This window comes from Paenibacillus sp. FA6 (genome assembly GCF_051550225.1).
GTDB lineage: Bacteria > Bacillota > Bacilli > Paenibacillales > Paenibacillaceae > Paenibacillus_AQ.
Genome location: NZ_CP188820.1, coordinates 1,226,053 through 1,246,614, shown reverse-complemented (window position 1 = coordinate 1,246,614; position 20,562 = coordinate 1,226,053). Strand labels below are relative to the sequence as shown.

General features: G+C 40.6%; 20 protein-coding genes. All 20 read right to left on the bottom strand.

The genetic code is table 11. The annotated features are described in order from the left end of the window. Positions 1-2: 2 nt before the first annotated feature. The 20 genes from nusA to ACP8HI_RS05690 all read right to left on the bottom strand — a co-directional run bounded on the left by nusA (position 3) and on the right by ACP8HI_RS05690 (position 20,561). A complete protein-coding gene (gene nusA, locus ACP8HI_RS05785) occupies positions 3-1,100 on the bottom strand; it encodes a transcription termination factor NusA (RefSeq protein ID WP_438350177.1) in 1,098 nt (365 codons plus the stop codon). A 33-nt stretch (positions 1,101-1,133) separates the two neighbouring features. Further along, positions 1,134-1,595, bottom strand: a complete 462-nt coding sequence (rimP, locus tag ACP8HI_RS05780) for a ribosome maturation factor RimP (RefSeq protein WP_438350176.1) — start codon at positions 1,593-1,595, stop codon at positions 1,134-1,136. A gap of 189 nt (positions 1,596-1,784) precedes the next feature. Further along, a complete protein-coding gene (locus ACP8HI_RS05775) occupies positions 1,785-6,101 on the bottom strand; it encodes a PolC-type DNA polymerase III (RefSeq protein ID WP_438350175.1) in 4,317 nt (1,438 codons plus the stop codon). Between the two features lie 162 nt (positions 6,102-6,263). Continuing rightward, positions 6,264-7,712 (bottom strand): proline--tRNA ligase, encoded by a 1,449-nt coding sequence (proS, locus tag ACP8HI_RS05770; RefSeq protein WP_438350174.1) that lies wholly within the window; start codon positions 7,710-7,712, stop codon positions 6,264-6,266. A gap of 101 nt (positions 7,713-7,813) precedes the next feature. Continuing rightward, a complete protein-coding gene (gene rseP / locus ACP8HI_RS05765) occupies positions 7,814-9,085 on the bottom strand; it encodes an RIP metalloprotease RseP (RefSeq protein ID WP_438350173.1) in 1,272 nt (423 codons plus the stop codon). A gap of 129 nt (positions 9,086-9,214) precedes the next feature. Further along, positions 9,215-10,354: a 1-deoxy-D-xylulose-5-phosphate reductoisomerase gene (locus tag ACP8HI_RS05760; RefSeq protein WP_438350172.1), complete on the bottom strand. Its 1,140-nt coding sequence runs from the start codon at positions 10,352-10,354 to the stop codon at positions 9,215-9,217. Between the two features lie 18 nt (positions 10,355-10,372). Further along, positions 10,373-11,170: a phosphatidate cytidylyltransferase gene (locus tag ACP8HI_RS05755; protein WP_438350171.1), complete on the bottom strand. Its 798-nt coding sequence runs from the start codon at positions 11,168-11,170 to the stop codon at positions 10,373-10,375. A 22-nt stretch (positions 11,171-11,192) separates the two neighbouring features. Next, positions 11,193-11,960 carry an isoprenyl transferase gene (locus tag ACP8HI_RS05750; RefSeq protein ID WP_438350170.1) on the bottom strand — a complete coding sequence of 256 codons (768 nt, stop codon included), beginning with the start codon at positions 11,958-11,960 and terminating at the stop codon, positions 11,193-11,195. A gap of 89 nt (positions 11,961-12,049) precedes the next feature. Next, positions 12,050-12,604 (bottom strand): ribosome recycling factor, encoded by a 555-nt coding sequence (gene frr, locus ACP8HI_RS05745; protein WP_438350169.1) that lies wholly within the window; start codon positions 12,602-12,604, stop codon positions 12,050-12,052. After that, complete coding sequence (pyrH, locus tag ACP8HI_RS05740) at positions 12,604-13,332, bottom strand: UMP kinase (RefSeq protein ID WP_438350168.1); 729 nt, start codon at positions 13,330-13,332, stop codon at positions 12,604-12,606. The genes frr and pyrH overlap by 1 nt, the downstream gene beginning before the upstream one ends. A gap of 132 nt (positions 13,333-13,464) precedes the next feature. Further along, positions 13,465-14,115 carry a translation elongation factor Ts gene (gene tsf / locus ACP8HI_RS05735; RefSeq protein ID WP_438350167.1) on the bottom strand — a complete coding sequence of 217 codons (651 nt, stop codon included), beginning with the start codon at positions 14,113-14,115 and terminating at the stop codon, positions 13,465-13,467. A gap of 145 nt (positions 14,116-14,260) precedes the next feature. Beyond that, entirely contained in the window at positions 14,261-14,959 is a 699-nt protein-coding gene (rpsB, locus tag ACP8HI_RS05730; RefSeq protein WP_438350166.1) for a 30S ribosomal protein S2, read from the bottom strand. A gap of 219 nt (positions 14,960-15,178) precedes the next feature. Then, a complete protein-coding gene (locus ACP8HI_RS05725) occupies positions 15,179-15,787 on the bottom strand; it encodes a hypothetical protein (RefSeq protein ID WP_438350165.1) in 609 nt (202 codons plus the stop codon). Beyond that, positions 15,784-16,344 (bottom strand): hypothetical protein, encoded by a 561-nt coding sequence (locus ACP8HI_RS05720; RefSeq protein WP_438350164.1) that lies wholly within the window; start codon positions 16,342-16,344, stop codon positions 15,784-15,786. Before ACP8HI_RS05720 ends, ACP8HI_RS05725 begins: the two co-directional genes overlap by 4 nt. 37 nt (positions 16,345-16,381) lie before the next feature. Further along, entirely contained in the window at positions 16,382-16,693 is a 312-nt protein-coding gene (locus tag ACP8HI_RS05715; protein WP_438350163.1) for a hypothetical protein, read from the bottom strand. A 65-nt stretch (positions 16,694-16,758) separates the two neighbouring features. Next, on the bottom strand, positions 16,759-18,168 hold the full coding sequence (locus tag ACP8HI_RS05710) for a DUF342 domain-containing protein (protein WP_438350162.1): 1,410 nt from the start codon (positions 18,166-18,168) through the stop codon (positions 16,759-16,761). Positions 18,169-18,218: 50 nt separating this feature from the next. After that, complete coding sequence (locus ACP8HI_RS05705; protein WP_438350161.1) at positions 18,219-19,007, bottom strand: FliA/WhiG family RNA polymerase sigma factor; 789 nt, start codon at positions 19,005-19,007, stop codon at positions 18,219-18,221. A 15-nt stretch (positions 19,008-19,022) separates the two neighbouring features. Then, positions 19,023-19,445 (bottom strand): hypothetical protein, encoded by a 423-nt coding sequence (locus ACP8HI_RS05700; protein WP_438350160.1) that lies wholly within the window; start codon positions 19,443-19,445, stop codon positions 19,023-19,025. Positions 19,446-19,447: 2 nt separating this feature from the next. Beyond that, a complete protein-coding gene (locus ACP8HI_RS05695) occupies positions 19,448-19,942 on the bottom strand; it encodes a chemotaxis protein CheD (protein ID WP_438350159.1) in 495 nt (164 codons plus the stop codon). After that, complete coding sequence (locus ACP8HI_RS05690; RefSeq protein ID WP_438350158.1) at positions 19,935-20,561, bottom strand: chemotaxis protein CheC; 627 nt, start codon at positions 20,559-20,561, stop codon at positions 19,935-19,937. The genes ACP8HI_RS05695 and ACP8HI_RS05690 overlap by 8 nt, the downstream gene beginning before the upstream one ends. Position 20,562 lies beyond the last annotated feature (1 nt).

The following is a 20,562-nucleotide window of genomic DNA, read 5'->3' as shown; positions in this document are numbered from 1 at the left end:
AATTAATCGACGGAGACAGAATCTTGAGGTAAATCATCCGTGTATGTTTTCGGTCTCCCGAATTCCTGCTCCGCTTGAGTCTCACTCTTGATATCAATTTTCCATCCAGTCAACTTAGCAGCGAGTCGCGCATTCTGTCCCTTAATACCAATGGCAAGAGATAATTGATAATCCGGCACGATAACCCGGGCCATCTTTTCCTCTTCAAACACATCTACTTCAATAACTTTTGAAGGGCTTAGTGCATTTGCAACATACTCTTCAACCTGATCGGAATAACGAACAATATCAATCTTTTCTCCGCGTAATTCACCCACAATCGTCTGTACCCGAATCCCCTTAGGTCCAACACAAGAACCCACTGGATCAACTTCTTCGTTACGAGAATACACAGCAATCTTTGAACGGAAGCCGGCTTCACGCGCAACCGAGCGAATTTCTACTACACCGTCAAAAATTTCTGGAACCTCCAATTCGAAAAGTCGTTTGAGTAGACCAGGATGAGTACGTGATAACATGATCTGTGGACCTTTAGTCGTATTCTCGACTTTAGTAATGTACGCTTTGACCCGTTCACCATGCTTAAACTTTTCATTAGGCATAAGCTCATTCAAAGGAAGCAAAGCTTCAACCTTACCCAAGTCGATATAGACATTACGTGGATCTTGACGTTGAACCGTCCCAGTCACGATATCTTCCTCTTTGTCCACATAAGCGTTGTAGATCAATCCACGCTCCGCTTCGCGTATACGCTGAGTAACGACTTGTTTCGCCGTTTGTGCAGCAATACGACCGAAGTCACGAGGAGTAACTTCAATCTCTGCAATATCCTCCAATTGAAAATGGGGATTTATTTCTCTTGCTGCGGGAAGTGAGATCTCTGTACGAGGGTCCAACACTTCTTCAATGATCAGCTTACGGGCATAAACTTTAATAACTCCCGTATTACGATTCATGTCTACTCTTACATTCTGGGCTGTATTAAAGTTACGTTTATAACTCGAGATTAAAGCAGCCTCTATTGCTTCAAATAATACATCTTTACTAATCCCTTTTTCTCTTTCTAACTCATTCATTGCTTCAATAAAATCCATACTCATTGGGATTTAGTTCCCCCTTTCTCAACCTTACTTCTAAAAAATAATAGCTAACCTAGCACTAGCTACTTTTTCATACGGAATTTGATGTTGCTTCTTACCCACTTCAATCACAAGTACATCGTCCTCAAACGAAAGAAGCCGGCCTTCAAATTCCTTGAGACCGTCCAGCGCTTCGTATACAGTAACCAACACATCTTTACCTACGGCTTTCACAACATCAGCACTTTTCTTTAACGGTCGTTCCGCTCCAGGAGACGATACTTCCAGGAAGTAAACATCAGTAATTGGATCATTCTGATCCAACTGCAGACTCAAATATTCACTAACTAAGCCGCAGTCATCAATATCAATACCGCCTTCTTTGTCAACGTAAATACGTAAAAACCAATTCTTTCCTTCTTTGACGTATTCCACATCAACAAGTTCGAAGTCATGTTCTTCCATAAAGGGTTGGATCATTTCTTCTACGATACTTTTTATCTTAGGTGTGCTCAAAGACTATAACCTCCAAGACTTTCATAATCCTATATACCAAAGAGTAAAGAGTGGGTTGCCCCACTCTTTACACAACGGTTTTATCTCCATGATTGCTACTAAAAATTATAACATAGTCTGGCAACACTGACAAGTATCCGCCCTTGACTCCCCTTTCAATCACGAAGGTTCACCCTTGCCATAAAAGCCTTAAAACAAAGAAAGTTGGTTGCTTTCAGGCAATCCACGGAAGCAACCCATTTGAGTGAGTAGCTCAACAACGGTTTTACTCGCTTTAGATTTCTGTTGGAAATCCTCGATTGACAAGTACTCTACACCTTCACGCGCTAGCGCTATGTTGCGTGCTGCGTTGTCACCAATACCTGGCATAGCAGAGAAAGGTGGAATCAGTGAATCCCCATCCACAGTAAACTTTGTAGCGTCAGAACGGTATATATCAATACTCTGGAAGGTGAATCCACGTGCCGTCATTTCTAACGCCATCTCATAAATAGCCAACATACTCTTCTCTTTCGTAGTTGCTTGAAATCCCTTCTGTTCAATCTCCTCGATCTGACGATATATAGCCTCATACCCTTGGCAACATAGTTCGATGTCGAAATCCTCGGCCCGCACTGTAAAGTATGTCGCGTAATAAGAAATAGGATAATACAGTTTGAAATAAGCAGTCCGCACAGCGGATATAACGTAAGCGGCGGCATGTGCCTTTGGAAACATATATTGTATTTTGAGACATGAATCGATGTACCACATCGGCACCTTACACTTCTTCATCTCTTCAATCCATTCTGGATTCAGACCCTTCCCTTTACGTACACTTTCCGTAATGGTGAAAGCCAGTCCTGCATCCATGCCTGCTTTATAAATCAGATAGAGCATAATATCATCACGGCAACCAATAACCGTCTTAATGTTACATGTTCCATTCTTAATTAAATCTTGTGCATTTCCAAGCCACACGCCTGTTCCGTGAGACAAACCAGAAATCTGCAATAAATCGGCAAAGGATGTAGGTAGCGACTCAATCAACATTTGACGCACGAATTTAGTTCCCATTTCAGGTACACCGTAGGTGGCTACTGGAGTTCGGATTTTCTGAGGTGTAACTCCTAGCGCTTCGGTTGAGTGAAATAAGCTCATCACTTTAGGATCATTCATCGGTATCGATGTTGGATCAACACCTGTTAAATCTTGCAGCATACGCATCATCGTCGGGTCATCATGACCTAATATATCGAGTTTAAGTAAATTTGACTCAAAAGCATGATAATCAAAGTGCGTAGTCTTCCATTCTGCTTTGGTATCATCTGCTGGGAACTGAATCGGCGTAATATCTTCAACGTCCATATAATCCGGTACGACGACAATCCCCCCTGGATGCTGACCCGTACCTCTCTTCACACCTGTAAAACCAGCCGCAAGACGACTCACCTCGGCTCCTCGCCATTTCTTCTGATTTTCCTCTTCATACTTTTTGGTATATCCGAAAGCTGTCTTATCCGCAATGGTACCAATCGTGCCTGCACGGAATACATTTTCCGGACCAAAAAGTTCCTTCGTATAATTATGAGCTATCGCTTGGTATTCCCCAGAAAAGTTAAGGTCAATATCCGGGACTTTATCTCCTTTAAATCCAAGGAATGTCTCAAACGGAATATCCTGCCCTTCACCTTTCAGCATTCCCCCACAGCTAGGGCATTCTTTCCCAGGAAGGTCGAATCCACTTGGAATACTACCATCTAGAAACCATTCATTATGCTTACAGTCAGAGTTCTTACAAACATAATGTGCCGGTAAAGGATTAACCTCTGATATTCCCAAAAAGGTTGCAACAACTGATGATCCTACCGACCCCCGTGAACCGACCAGATACCCATCCTTGTTCGATTTCTTCACAAGCCGTTCAGAGATCAAATAGTTCGCCGAGAATCCGTACTTGATAATAGGCTCTAGTTCTTTCTCAAGTCGCTTGATGACAACATCAGGCAGTTCTTCACCATATATACCCTTAGCCGTGTCATAACAAGTCTTCCGAATCTCTTCGTCAGCACCTTCCATGATCGGTGTGAACAGTTTAGATGGGAATAACTCTATTTCTTCGAACCGATCTGCTAGTTCAATCGTATTGGTAACTACTACTTCATTTGCTTTCCCTTTACCTAAGAATTCAAATTCCTCAAGCATATCGTCTGTTGTACGGAAATGCGCATCTGGTTTTTGCATACCTTTCAATGGGCTGAAACCTGTAATTCCATTAATAGCAATATCACGGAACAGCTTTTCACGAGGTTCGAGATAATGTACATTCCCAGTTGCAATAACTGGCTTATTTAATTTTTCACCAATCTCACACACGGTTTTCAAAGCTGCCTTTATCTCAAGTGGGCTGGCAACAAATCCCTTATCAACTAAATGCATATACATCGTTAATGGTTGGATTTCAAGAATGTCATAGAACTGCGCGACATCCTCCGCCTCATCCAACGACTTATTTAACACAGCTTCAAAGAATTCGCCCTTCTCACAACCCGAAATAATAAGTAAACCTTCACGTAATTCTTCAAGCTTCGATCTTGGGATGCAGGGCACTCGTTTAAAGTATTCTGTATGGGATAAGGATATCAGTTTGAATAGATTCTTCTTTCCGACCATATTCAAAGCATAGATTCCACAATGAAACGGTCGGATGTTTGATAAATCTTTGCCTACGTAGTCATTGAGGCGATCTAGCATCGTAATGCCTTTCATCTTCTCTGTGTCGACCAGAAGTCCATTCAATATACCTGCTAATGCGATTGTATCGTCAATCGCTCGGTGATGGCTTTCTAATAACACTTTATATTTGTCTGCCATCGTGTTTAGTCTATGATTCTTCATTCCTGGATATATTAATCGTGCTAATTCCAGCGTATCCAGTACCGGATTTAGCATCTCAGGTAATCCATATTCTTTCAGTGATGCTTGAATAAAGCCCATATCAAATCTTGCATTATGAGCTACTAGAATCCCATCTTCAGCAAACTTCACAAATTCCTGTAAGACTGGTTCTAGATCCGGTGCATCCTTTACCATCTCGTCTGTAATATTCGTAAGCTGTTGAATATGGAACGGAATCTTCTCATGCGGATTAACAAAAGTGGCATAACGATCAATTTCTTTACCCTCTTTTATTTTCACAGCGGCAAGTTCTGTGATATTACTATGAGTAATAGAGAGACCTGTCGTCTCTATATCAAAAACGATATAAGTAGCAGTCTTGAGGTCGATTGGCTGCGGATGTAGAACAATAGGAATGGCGTCGTTCAATACATTAGCCTCTACTCCATAAATCATTTTTAATCCGTTCCTTTTTGCAGATTTTGCAGCTTCTGGATAACTTTGAACACCACCATGATCCGTAATTGCAATCGCTGTATGTCCCCATCGGGCCGCAGTCTTTATATATTTATCGATAGGTGTGATGGCATCCATCGTACTCATCGTTGTATGCAAATGGAATTCCACCCGTTTCAAGGGTGCGTTATCTTTACGTTCAGGAGGTGCTTGTACCTCATTCAAATCTGTTGGCATCATCACCAGTTCAGGAATGGTCATGAATCGGTCAAACTCTATCCGACCCCGCGCTTTTACCCATTTACCATTTTCCAATTGATTTAACACTTTGACATCATCTTTTGTTTTGGCAAACATCTTCATTTGCATCGAATCACCGAAATCAGTCAAGTTAAACATAAACAACGTCATACCATTTCGTAACTCTTTGCGATCAAGGCCAAATACTGCTCCTTGGATCGTAACTTTCTTCTCTTCATCCTGGATATCTTGAATAGAAACAGGCTGTTCTTTGATATCATATCCAACATGAAGTCGAACATCATCAGAATTCTCATCAAAGCTACGGCTCTCAGCCTCAATACTATTCATCATATGCTGTACAACTTCCCGCTCTTCTTGAATCTTCTTTTGTTCAAACTCCTTGATCGCTTCCTTACCGGTATCCCCAACCGCTAATTTAATACGAAGGGGAAGAGCGAAATAGGTAGTAAAGAAACGTGTAATAGCCTGATCAATTTGTTTCTTCTTAGCTAGTTCCAGCGAAGTAGCATCAGACATGGTCAACAACAACTGACCACCTTCCATTTCGTGAGTCGCTCGATTCAACCATCCATTCACAGAAGGGATCTCTCGATGTACCCACTCTACAAATAAACTCCAATACGTATTTACAATGTCCTCCAACGCAACCATATCCGTATATTTAAAAACAAATGAAATTTTAGCAATATGTTGCATTTTTTCTTGAATTTTGAGACAAAATGCACGGTATACTTCCCCAGGAACCACCGTATCCTTCACAATAGTAATGATCCATTCTTGGCTACTACGGCTTGTTTCAACCTGTTCAATATATCCATCCAAGAAATATGGATTCATTAGACTTGCTGGAACTGCGCCTTGTTTCATTAGAAGCTCAAGCCGAATTCTTTTCTCTTCCACATTGCTCATTCTTTCTTCCCCCTTAACCACCTATCCTTACCTTAACACTATATAGACGAAAAGCCCCTGTCTACAAAATGTACTCGATCTCTTACTCACCGACTCATTTCTGCCAGAAGCTCTTCCGCATGATTTCTTGAAGTCTTAACAAGGTCTAACTCTAATGATCTCTTAGTATGCTCTAGCAAATACAACTGTATGTTTGGATGGCTGTCCACACACGATACAGGTTTCTTTACTTTCAGCAGGTTCGAATGGAATATTACGGCTTGTAGCTCCCGTCTCTTCTTTCACCTTACTCTCACATTCTTTAGAGCCACACCATCCGGCCAATGTGAAACCACGTGACTCTTCCATTCTCATCTTCATTTCTTCCAGACTATCTACGGAATAGAAATGGTCACTCATGAATTGTTTCGCTCTATCTAACATTTCCTGATGCACTTGTACAAGCATCAACTTCACTTCTTCGACCAATTGGTTCTGTTGAACAATTTTCTTCTCACCTGTTACCCGAGATACTAACACACAGACACCGTTCTCCATGTCTCGAGGACCAATCTCCAATCGTACCGGTACACCGCGCAGTTCATATTCGTTGAACTTCCAGCCTGGAGTTACATCACTGCGGTCATCCACTTTAACGCGAACTCCTGCCTTCTTCAGTTCAGCAAACAATTCGTCTGTACGTCCGACAACCGCCTCACGGGTCTTAGCAGGCCCGATTGGAATCATGATGACTTGCGTAGGAGCAACTTTAGGAGGTAGTACAAGACCTCGATCGTCTCCATGTACCATAATCAAGGAACCAATCAATCTAGTAGTCGTTCCCCAAGATGTCGTGTGTACATATTCTTGTGTATTCTCACGACTTAAATACTGTATGTCAAAAGCTTCTGCAAATTTAGTTCCCAAATAATGAGACGTCCCAGCCTGTACAGCTCGTCCATCCTTCATCATTGCTTCAATAGAGAAAGTATCCACCGCTCCAGCGAAACGCTCCGATGGAGTCTTCTGTCCAGTAATAACTGGGATAGCAAGATATTCCTCCAAGAAAGAACGATACACTTCTAACATTCTCATCGTTTCTTCGCGTGCCTCTTCTTCCGTTTCATGGGCAGTATGACCTTCTTGCCATAGAAATTCACTTGTTCTAATGAATGGTAATGTCCGCTTTTCCCAACGAACCACATTTGCCCATTGATTAATCAAGACAGGCAAGTCACGGTAAGACTGTATCCATTTAGAGTACATATGACCAAACATCGTTTCCGATGTAGGACGAATCGCCAGACGCTCTTCCAGCTTCTCTCCAGCAGCCTCAGTTACCCAAGGCAACTCTGGGTTAAAACCTTCGATATGATCCTTTTCTTTTTCAAAGAAGCTTTCCGGAATCAAAAGTGGGAAATAAGCATTGCGATGTCCAGTCTCCTTAAATCGTCGATCCAATTCTGCTTGAATGTGCTCCCAAATTTCATATCCATCAGGGCGAAATACGATGCAGCCCCGAACAGGTGAATAATCCATCAATTCAGCTTTCTTGATTACATCTATATACCAACGGGAGAAATCTTCCCCTTGCGGTGTAATTTCCGTCACAAACTGCTTATCTTTTGACATAAGAAATAATATCCTCCTAAAAGTTTATGAGCAATACTTCTAGCTATACTTCGAGTAAACTCACATCGGAAGCATTGCCCAAAGTTTATGAGCTATTGAGATTAACCGTTAATCAATCTTAATATATCGTTATAGGTTACAGCAATCATAAGAAGAAAGAGCATGGCAAACCCAACAAAGTGAACCATCCCTTCTCGATTCGGATCAATTGGCTTTCCTCGAATCCATTCTACACCAAGAAATATAAGACGACTTCCATCGAGCGCAGGAATAGGAAATAGATTAAAGATACCTAAGTATAGACTTAATATGGCAGTCCAATAGGTTAGTTGCACAATTCCTTGTTTCGCAATTTGGCCTGTCACTTCAAATGTACGCACGGGCCCACCAATATCATCCATAGAGAATTGAGAAATCAATTGACTGAATCCTTTAAAGATCATTTCAGTAGTACTCACCATCGTTTTCCCCGAATGGGTAATGGTCTCACCGATCGAAGCTGATCTGGTTGGTAATTCCGGTGTAATCCCAATCTTACCACCTTCTTGACCTTCCATCGCACGAGGAATAAGGGTTACATTGAACGTTTCATCGCCACGGCGAATACTCCATTCCATGGATTTACCTTCTGATGTTGCTGTTAACTCAATCATCTTCTGATAATCAGCACCGATCGCTGTACCATTGATAGATTCAATGATATCCCCTTTTTTCAAATTAGCTTCCGAAGCAGGCATACCTGCAGAAACATTCCCAATCTGAACATACGTAGGATTATCCAATGGAATACCGGCCATCTGGATGTGAAGACCGAATAATATAAACGCAAGAATAAAATTCATCACGGGTCCTGCGAAGATAGACAATGCCCGTTGACCTACTGTTTTACTACCAAATCGGCGATTTTTGGGGGCAATCTGTATCTCTTGACCCTTTTTGACCATCATCGCTTGAGGATCAACGCGATATTGCTGGATATCCCCATCAACGTCTAATTGTAAAGTTAATGCTTCATCCAAATCAATGGATTGAACCTCACCACGAACAATATTTTTACGATTATCCAATTGATCCAGATAAATCTTCTTCACTTCATCATTCGTAATACGAATACCAACGGTCTGTCCCACTTGAATCTCTACAAGTTCCGGATCTTCACCTGCCATACGTGCATAGCCACCAAAGGGCAGTAACCGCAGAGTAAATTGAGTTTCATTACGTTTATAAGAAAACAGTTTCGGACCGAAACCGATTGCAAATTCACGAACCAATATACCGGCACGTTTGGCGAAATAGTAATGACCCCATTCATGAACCGTTACAATAAGAAAAAACATTAATATCGTCAGAAAAACTACCTGAACCATTTCCAAGCGCCTCATCCCCCTTTATCGTCTAAGATCGAAGTTTGTCCTTCTAGATTATCATTATTCTCAGACCGAACACAAGAGAATCACTTTTGAAGGATTTTTAAAAAAAAAAGGATAGATGATATCGTTAGGCTAAATTGTTGATGCTATTTCTCGCGAGCGCTGATCACATTCTTCAATGGAGCCTAAATCAGGATTCGTCATATTAACATGCTGTTCAAGCACTCTCTCAATGACCTCTTCGATGTGTAGAAACGAGATTTCTCGCTTTAAGAATCGTGCAACGGCAACTTCATTCGCAGCGTTGAAGGCCGTTGTTGCGGTCCCGCCCATTCTTCCACATTCAAAAGCAAGACGCAAACATGGGAATCTAACATAATCCATCTCTTTAAAATGAAGACGACCCGCTTCCGCAAGTGACAATCTACCGGTAGGAGATGGCCAACGCTCTGGATAGGTTAAGGCGTATTGAATCGGAACACGCATGTCTGGGTTACCTAATTGAGCAATAATACTGCTATCACAGAACTCCACGTAAGAATGGATAATACTCTCAGGATGAAGAAGCACATTGATCTGATCATACGGTAAATCAAAAAGCCAATGAGCTTCAATCACTTCTAGACCCTTATTCACCATCGTCGCAGAATCAATGGTGATCTTCGAGCCCATCGACCAGTTAGGATGTTTCAACGCGTCTTCTACCGTAACGTTGACTAACTCATTACGCGATAAATCTCGAAATGAGCCTCCTGATGCTGTTATTGTAATTCCCGCAACATCTTTCCGACGTTCCCCATTTAAACATTGAAAGATCGCAGAATGTTCACTATCGATTGGAAGTATCTTTACTCCTTTTTCTTTGGCAAGAGACATTACTAAATGACCCGCAGTCACTAATGATTCTTTATTAGCTAATCCAATATGTTTCCCTGCTTCGATTGCAGCCATCGTGGAGCGGAGCCCTACACTCCCCATGACAGCTGTAACAACCATTTCAGCTTCTGTGCCCGCAGCAACCTCTACAAGACCACTATCACCATAAAATATTTGCGTAGACGAAGGGATTTGTGACTTTATGCGGTCTGCTAGTTCTTTCGTTGCAACTGAAACCTTACGTGGTCTATATTCAAGTACCTGCTGGATCAGCAGATCCGTATTGGTTCCTGCAGCAAGTCCTTCGACTTGAAATTGATCCCTGTGGGCAGACACTACGTCCAATGTTTGTGTCCCAATAGATCCCGTAGATCCCAGAATACTAATTTTCTTCATAATGCACCATCTCTCATCTTAGTAAGGCAATAGCATCACGATATGTACAAATGGGAACACAATAATCCAACTGTCACAGCGATCTAATATCCCACCATGACCTGGTAGTAATTTACCTGAATCTTTAATGTTATATGCTCGTTTGTAAGCAGATTGTATCAAGTCCCCAAGTTGTCCAATTACAGCACATGTAAGTCCAATAAGCACTGCTCTGCCGTATCCTAATAATCCCCCAGAACAAGCAGCAAAAATAAGTGCAATCAGTATAGCAATTATAATTCCTCCAAGCGCACCTTCCACCGTCTTATTGGGACTGATCGCAGGCCAAAGCTTGTTACGTCCCCATTGTTTACCTACAAAATAGGCACCCGCATCGCTTGCCCAAATCGAAAAGAGCAATAAGAAGGTCCAAAATAATCCATAGCCATCCGCAGCATGTCGTGATTCTGCAATGAAGTAAAACCCACTTCCAATATATAGTACACCTAGTAAAAGCAGTGATATTTGCGCGATATTAATGCGATTCTTGGACAATACGGTCATTAACATCAGCAAAAACAGCAGGATCCAAATCAGTTCCCATTGTGGCGTATATGTTATCTTTAATAGCTTCCAAGGAAACATAATCATAAAAACACCTAAAAATCCCAGCGTAGCTATTCCACTGAAAGGACGCACTTTGATCATTCTTACAAATTCATAATATCCTATCAGGGACATACCAAGAACAAGAAGATGAAATGGCATGTTTCCAATCACACAAAATCCCAGAAAAATAATTCCTGCAATAATACCGGTAATTAGTCGTTGTTTCAACAGTTTTCATCCTCTACTTGAGTTATGACAGCCCGCCGTAACGTCTTGTTCTTCGCTGATATTCAGCAACAGCATCATGTAAATGATTCTTATTGAACTCCGGCCAGTAAATATCGGTAAACCATAATTCGCTGTATGCCAACTGCCACAACATAAAGTTACTAACTCTCATTTCACCACTTGTTCGGATCAAGAGATCAGGATCTGGTAGACCTGTTGATTGCAAATGATCTTCGACCCATTGAGAGTTAATTTCTTCTGCTCTCAATCTACCTGCTTCAATCTCTCGTCCAATCATTGACATACAATCTGTTATTTCTTTACGACCACCATAATTCAGCGCAAAATTAAGCACAAGACCATCGTTATTTTCCGTAAGTTTGATCGCTTTTTCCATAGCATCCAAAGTATGTTTAGGTAATCCTTCTTTATCGCCCATCATACGGATTTGCACATTTTTTTGTATTAATTCATCCAGCTCAATAGCGAGAAACTCCTGGGGAAGTCGCATCAGGAAATCAACCTCATCTTTGGGTCGTTTCCAGTTCTCCGTTGAGAAAGCGTACATCGTCAAATATTTAATGCCTAGCTCGTCTGCAGCAATTGTAGCACGTTTCACAGCTTTCATTCCGCTTTGATGCCCAACAATCCTTGGTAAACCAAGACGTTTCGCCCAGCGACCGTTTCCATCCATAATGATCGCGACATGCTGAGGAATATTTTCCGAGGTAATTTCCACCACGTTAGGATTATCTTTGTGCCTCCACCATGATCGAATTCGTTTGATCATTCCATTTCCTCCAAGCCACTTTCTGCAAGTTGAAGACATTATTTTATAAATAGACAAACCCCACCATAATAGGAGGGGCCATAAGTCTCTTATACGTCCATGATCTCTTTTTCTTTTGCCAAGAGAACTTTGTCGACTTCGGCAATATATTTATCCGTCATCTTTTGAATATCTTCTTGATGTCTGTGAGACTCATCTTCGGATATATCAGTCTTCTCTAATTTCTTGATGTCATCATTAGCATCGCGGCGTATATTACGAACGGCTACCTTTGCCTCTTCACCAAACTTTTTTGTCGTTTTAACAAGCTCAACACGACGTTCTTCTGTTAGAACTGGTATAGATAGACGAATTAATGAACCATCATTAGATGGCGTTATTCCAAGATCCGACTTTGAAATAGCTCGTTCTATATCAGATAATGACGTTTTATCCCAAGGTTGAATCATTAGTGTACGAGGATCTGGCGTACTAATGTTAGCTAATTGACTAAGAGGCGTCGGAGCCCCATAATATTCCACTTGAATGCGATCAAGCAATGCTGGTGTAGCACGACCTGCACGTAATGAAGAAAGATCACGCTTTAGAGCGCCAATCGCTTTCTCCATACGATCTTCACCGCTTTTTTTAATAGTTTGTGGCATTAGTCTACACTCCCTTTAACAATGGTTCCTATTTTCTCACCTAATACGACACGTTTTATGTTCCCAAGTTCCGTAATTGCAAATACGATAAGTGGGATATTATTGTCCATACATAGAGATGATGCGGTAGAGTCCATGACACCCAAATTTTTGTTAAGCATGTCCATATAGGTCAACTGCTCAAATTTCTCGGCTGTACTGTCTTTAAAAGGATCTGCTGTATATACGCCATCCACTTTGTTCTTCGCCATCAAGATGACTTCCGCTTCAATCTCTGCTGCACGTAAAGCAGCCGTTGTATCTGTAGAGAAGAATGGATTTCCTGTACCTGCAGCAAATATAACAACGCGACCTTTTTCTAAATGACGTATAGCTCTACGTCGGATATAAGGTTCAGCAATTTGTTGCATCGCGATAGAGGTCTGAACTCTTGTAGGGACATTAATTTGCTCTAATGCATCCTGAAGTGCCAATGAATTCATTACTGTTGCTAGCATCCCCATATAATCGGCAGTCGCTCGATCGATGCCATTAGCGCTTCCAGCGATTCCACGCCAGATGTTGCCGCCACCACATACGATTGCGACTTCAACACCAAGTTCCACTACTTCTTTAATTTGTTCTGCGATAGAAACGATGGTTACAGCATCAATGCCATACCCATTTGGACCTGCGAGAGACTCTCCACTGACTTTTAAGACCACTCTTTTAAATACTGGCTTTTCCAATGTTAACCTCCCACTTTGAGAAAGCGCTATAAAGTCGGCGCCGCACTGCAAATCTATTGTTAAAAAAGAAGGAACACTACGTGTTCCATTCTTCATTATGACTATTATTATAACATCAAATGAGACTGTTTATTATTGTTTAACTTGTGCCATTACTTCTTCTACAAAGTTGTCTACTTTCTTTTCCAAACCTTCACCAAGTTCGAAACGAGCAAAACGACGGATCGAAATGTTTTCACCAATTGTATTGATTTTTTCATTTAAGACAGCTGCGATCGTTTTGTCAGGATCTTTAATGTAAGATTGTTCCATCAAGCAGAACTCTTCATAGTATTTACTAATACGGCCTTCAACCATTTTATCAACGATTTTCTCTGGCTTGCCTTCATTCAAAGCTTGTGCCTTCAAAATTTCCTTTTCTTTCTCAACATCTTCTTGCGGCACTTCTTCACGACGAACATAACGTGGGTTTGTAGCAGCAATTTGCATAGCAATATCGCGAGCGAATTCTCTGAACTGATCCGTTTTACCTACGAAATCCGTTTCACAGTTAATTTCTACAAGAACACCGATTTTACCACCAGCATGGATATATGATTCTACAGTACCTTCAGTAGCAATACGTCCTGCTTTATTAGCACTAGCTGCTAATCCTTTTTCACGAAGAAACTCAATCGCTTTTGTAACATCTCCATTTGTTTCATCGAGAGCCTTTTTACAATCCAAAATTCCTGAGCCTGTTCTTTCACGAAGTTCTTTCACTGCACTAGCATTAACTGCCATTGATTACACCCTCCAATATAATATTGTTATTATCGCATATCGTTTGTATTCATCATTATTTTAAAAAAAGGGCAGTGAGAGGTTATCCACCTGCCAACCACCCTTTTCATTTTAATTCACTTTTTATGAATTACCTAATCAAATATTAGGCTGTTGTTTCTTCGCCTTGATGAGCTTCAACAATGGCATCAGCCATTTTACCAGTCAAGAGTTTAACAGCACGAATAGCGTCGTCATTACCAGGAATGACATAGTCAATTTCGTCTGGATCACAGTTAGTATCTACGATACCTACGATTGGAATACCCAATTTGCGAGCTTCTGCAACCGCAATACGTTCTTTACGAGGATCAATAATGAATAGGGCACTAGGAAGGCCTTTCATGTTCTTGATACCGCCTAGGAATTTATCAAGACGATCTTTCTCTTTGCGGAGAAGGATAACTTCTTTTTTAGGTAGAACATCAAATGTTCCGTCTTCTTCCCATTTCTCAAGTTCCTTCAAACGATTAATACGTTTTTGAATCGTTTCGAAGTTGGTAAGAGTTCCGCCCAACCAACGTTGATTAATGTAGTACATTCCACAACGTTCAGCTTCTTCTTTCACGGAATCTTGTGCTTGTTTCTTTGTTCCTACGAATAGAATAGTCCCATTCTCTTCGCCAATACTTTTAACGAAGTTGTAAGCCTCTTCTACCTTTTTAACCGTTTTTTGCAAGTCAATGATGTAAATTCCGTTTCTTTCTGTGAAGATATAACGATCCATCTTTGGGTTCCAGCGGCGAGTTTGGTGACCAAAATGTACCCCTGCTTCCAAAAGTTGCTTCATGGATATTACTCCCATCTTCACGCACCTCCTATTATTGGTTTTTTTTCCTCCGCCAACGATCATTTCCCTTTAAGACTTTCTATTCAAATAAGAAAGCACCCTCATAGGAATCACTTAGCGTGTGTTTTTAACACCGTCAATTAATATACCATAAGTTCTATATCGATGCAATAGTTCATCCATCAAGAAGATTCCAATATCGCATTAAAAAAATCGCCTGCTACTTTATACACATTAGCGAGACGATTCTATTCGGATTTTAGATATGATAGATTCATAGCTTTCCCCTTTGGTGAAAGTGTAATGCCCCTCTAGAATCTTTGTATTTATTTTTTGTTTAGAAGCCTCTTTAATAAACTGGTCTCTATTAGATATCACGCCTACCTTTTCTAGACCCACTGCTACATCTGTCAGACTCTTTCCCTTTTCAATCTTATACTTGATGATCTCCGTATTCGTAGGTTCTACGATTGGTTCCTTTGGTGATTGCGTATCGGAAGTCGTATTCTTTCCCTTTGGTTCTATTGGAGCAGAAGGTTCAACAGGTGTGGCCGCTGGTTCACCCTGATTAGGTGTCTCAATACCCTTCCCCTGTAAATTGGAACTTTCCTCAAGCTTTAGTTGCTTCCATTCTTCCTCTGTCAATAATTGTTCAGATAATTCGACAACCTTTAAATCTAACGCTTCCGCCTTCTCTTCTAATTGTTCTTTAGTTAAGATCGCGTCAGATTGTGTATTCACTAATGAGGCCTGCCCCTCACCAATGATCATCAACTGAAGCAGAGCTGCACCAATGATAAGGCCAACGCCTAACCCGCTCATGAATGAACGACTCCTCATCATAGTGTTCCCTCCTGTTTCGCCAGTTGTAGAATAAGCTGAACCTCACCACGCTGTATTCCTATCAACTTACCAATGACATCAATTGATTTCCCTTGCTCATGTAATTCAAAGACTTCAGAATAACGTTGTTTGATAGAGTTCACTGGTTCAGAATCTGCAGCAGATTCTTCTAATTCTGGCAAGGTAATGACTTCCGTAGCAGCGGTTTGCATTTCAGCTAGTGTAGACGCATGAAGGATCTTGTCCTGCTTGATCTCTGCGAGACGTAATTCATACTCCGCTGACTGTTTCTCTACAAGTAATAATCTCTGTTGCATTTCAATTAGACTCTCTTCCAATATCGTCTGCCTAGTCGTGGTTTCTTTTTTCATTTGACCAACTAGTTCAACCAACGTATCGTTTTCCGCTTCGATATCCGCCATATATTGTTCTAAAGTCGACTCTACTTCTTTTACCATAAGTTCCGAAGATGTCTTGTCTATTTTCTTTCTAGGAAGCATTACTGCATAAATCAATGCCGCAGCCCCTAACATGATAATAATAATCCATGGTTCCAAAGCTTCTAGTCTCCTTATGATCTATTCAATCCAACATTTAAAGGGACAAGTCGATATGATGTCCCTTGTACGGGTGCTCCGCTGGATGTTGTTCAGATTGTAGTTCTGTTTGATTCGATTGGGAATGAGCATTTTCTTGTGATGTTTGTTGCTCTTTCCCTCCATCCCGTAAGATGGAATTCTCAGTCTGATCAACGCCATTACTCCGTTGTTGCATAGCACGACTTTCTTTTATTTGTTGATTTGTCAAAAAAGATTGGTCTTGGCCAGATCGTTGTTGCATCTCGTTTTGTATTTTCCCTGCTTCTTGGGTTCTCGGCACAGCAATTTGCAATTCCACCGATTTCATACTCACGATATCCACCTCATTCTATAATAATAGAATACAACTTTCTCACTTCCATTGAAAGTCCACTATACGTAGGGAATCATTGAAATATCTCCATCGGTATAATAAAAGGAGACTCTTTCAGAAGTATCCTTTACGAACCGGGTATATCTTCCAATCACAATTTTTGAACCCCCATAAATGGTTCTGATAATATCCACTCGAGCTTTATTCGTATCTTCAAGAGACTTTTCAATCTCAAGAATCCGTTCTTTTGTTTGGGATAGCTCATTGATCTGAGATTTCTGAGTTACATTCAGTTTAACACGCATAGCTACTCTGTCAGGTGTTAATTGCCCTTGTGAGGCTAGTAAATTTAACAGGTTCAATGCCTTTTCCGTTTTTTCTGAATGATCAATTTGTAATTTGAGTTGATTCCGCAGATCTGCAAGTTCATTTCTTAATGTAGGCACAACACCTACCTCAATACCAGTAACCGTAGACATGGAATTCCCCACAGTCCGAGCGATGACTTTCTCACCTGCCTGAATATTTCCACCCACTATCAGCCCTTTGGTTCCATTACAGATTACATTTCTCCCGGCTCTTATATTAGAATGCATAATACTTTGAGATACAATCACATCTTCTCCTGCAGTAACATGACCTTCCTGAATAAATGAGCTTTTCACATTGTGTCCAGCCTTCACATATCCTTTGTTGTAGCCAATAATCCCACTTGAAATATCAATGGATCCTTCAGCATCAAGTTCAGCACCTTCAACGCCACCAATTACCCGAATATCTCCAGCTGCTTTAACTCTAAATCCACTTAATACGTTACCACGAATGATAACGCTACCAACAAAATCGATATTCCCAATACTATAATCCACATCCCCATTCACTTCGTATATAGGGAACACGTTAATTTTTTTCTTCTCAGTAATAGTAATCATTCCATCAAGAGCGGCATACAATGCCGTTTGTTCTCCATTCACAATGACATTCTTACCTGCTTTAAATTTAACATCCTTACCTGGTTTAAATGCAATGACTTCACCTGTAACTGAAGTCCCATTTTCACCAGGTTCAGGAGCTGTTCGTTTGGCGATAATCTGGCCTTTACGTACGTTGTTAAGATTGTTTACTTCCTTATGATCCACTTTCTCTTGACTTGTTTCCGAATCTTTAAGGTTTTTATCATCAGATACTTTTAATAGAACCTCAATTTGTCCATCGACACCATCAATAGGTTTCTGGCCATAAGCAACAGGAGTTCTAGCTATATAAAATCGCTCAGGATGATCTGCAATTTGTTGGAGTATATTACGGTCAATGCCGTACTTAACACGCTGATGTTGAATGAACTGTTCAAGTTCTTCTATTGTACATTTGAATTTATCATCTTCTTTTGAGAACTGAAGGTATGCCACAGTTTTATCGTCAGAAATAGAAACAGTTAAATACGATCCAAGCGAAATACGATCCGTCAAACTTAACTCCTCCTTTAATGCACTAATCTATTGCAATTAACAAGAACTCTTTAGCTGCTACCCATTAATAATTCTCTATTCTTCTCCAAGGTCCCTCTCAGTCTAAGTATTGCTTTAGAGTGAAGTTGCGAAATTCGGGAAGGTGAAAGAGACATCACTTCTGCGATCTCACTAAGTGATAGATCATCAAAGTATAGAAGTGATACCACTGTACGTTCTTTTTCTGTGAGTTTATCAATACCTTTTACTAATGCTTCTTGCAAATAAAATTCGTTAACCTTATACTCAGGATTCTTCGCATTCTCATCAATCAGCATGCTTAAACGAGTCTCTGATTCTTCCTCTCGGATTGGATCTTCTAGTGAACATAACGTCATAACGGCTACTTCCTGCAGCATATTATGATATTCTTTTTCAGTTAACCCTAGGTATTCGCTCATCTCCGAATCATTTACAGAACGAAGATTACTTTGCTCCAAGTGTTGAAAAGCTTCTTCAATTTTCTTAGCTTTTTCACGGACGGAACGTGGCACCCAATCACCCTGACGTAACGAATCCAGAATAGCCCCACGAACACGCCATGAACCGTAGGTTTCAAATTGAAAACCCCGTTTATAATCAAATTTATCGATAGCATCTATGAGACCCATAACCCCATTACTAGCCAAATCGTCTTTAGAAATATTTTTGGGAAGACCAATAGCCAATCGACTTGAAACATAATCTACAATATGCAAATGATTTTCAATTAACTTCTTTTTAGCTTCAATATCGCCATGCTCTTTCCATAACTCCCATAATTCTAGATGATTCAATTTAGAAATTTTCTGCTCGTTCAAGTGATCTCACCCCCCTTATTTTTCTGTCAGGTGACGAACCGCCTTAGCTAATTGTTCAGGATCTTGCGCAGAAACCAATTTTGGTGGATTCAGCGGCATAAATCCAAGGTCGCCCCCATTAGATGATTCAGGTTTCGGTTTTAACAGATCATTTAATTCTTCAGTATCATTGGGTAAGGTTAAATCAAATCGAGTTCCCCGTTGATCACTCACTAATTCTGATTCTGCTTCTTTCTCTCCCCATGACTCATCATTAGGCTGTGAAGTCATAATACTTAATACCCATTTGCACACTATCGCTAATACAAACCATATAGCAAAAGCACCCAAAGCTCTTATAACACTTGTCATAAAAAGATTATTTATGGATGAAGTTAGAAATGTAATTATAAATCCCAACGCACCTATTAATAAATTAATTCGTAATTTCCCTATCATCGCTACAATTCCTTTGCACCCATTTGTACACTACGGATGTATAATATTCCTGTACTACAATCAAGTTCAATGGTCCTGCCATAGTTCCCTCCAGTATCCTCACCAATAAGTGGAATGCCTAGTTCCTTCAATTTAGCTTTGCACGATTCTGTATTTCTTGGTCCAATTCTCATCGTATCGTTATTTCCACCAAAGGCAAACATTTGTGAACCACCAGCCATTTTAGCAACAAGATTGGATTTTCTTGAGCCTAGTTTAAGTAACTCCCCTAATAAGGTGGGTAATGCCGTATCTGCATATTTAGCAACATTCAGTTCGCCATCCCGCGCAATGGAAGAGGTAGGTAACATAACATGTGCCATTCCTGCAATATGAAGGACTGGATCATACATTGTAAGCCCTACACAAGAACCTAAACCAGAAGTTCGGATAAGTCCATTTTGTTGAATCACGTTTAAATCAGCCATAGATACTTTCACAATTTTTTGATCAATCATTTCCAAGAGGCACTCCTAGTGATTTGAATATTTTTGAAAAGGAATCCGGATCAGGGATCAGAAAGAATTGACCGTCAACCTCTTCATTTCCTTCTACAAATTTTGTGTCAATGAGAAGTGCATCGTCACCCATTTCACCGTACTGCAGAAGTCCATAACTCAATATAGCTCCAGCCATATCAATGGCTAACGAAGGCACTGTCGGATACATCGATAACTTCGTGAAATCAGCAAGAGAAGAAAGATAAGAACCCGTCAATATATTCCCAATTTCATTTAGTGCAGATATTTCCATTTCATTAAAGGTACCATCTTCAGCAACATCAATTCCTGCCAGACGTCTCAACAAGCTTTTCGCCGATTCAATAGTTAGGATGAAGAATAAGTTTCCAGGCACATCACCTTCAACCCTGAAAAAAATGGCCACGACGACTTGTTCCGCCCCTCCAACAACATCGGATACCTCTTCAAATCTCAGAATCTTAACTTTAGGAACCGCCATATCAATCGGCTTATTAAGCAAACAGGAAAGTGCAGTAGCGGCATTACCTGCACCAATATTTCCTATTTCCTTAAGGACATCCATTTTAAATTCTTTAAAATGCTTAAAGGCATCCATC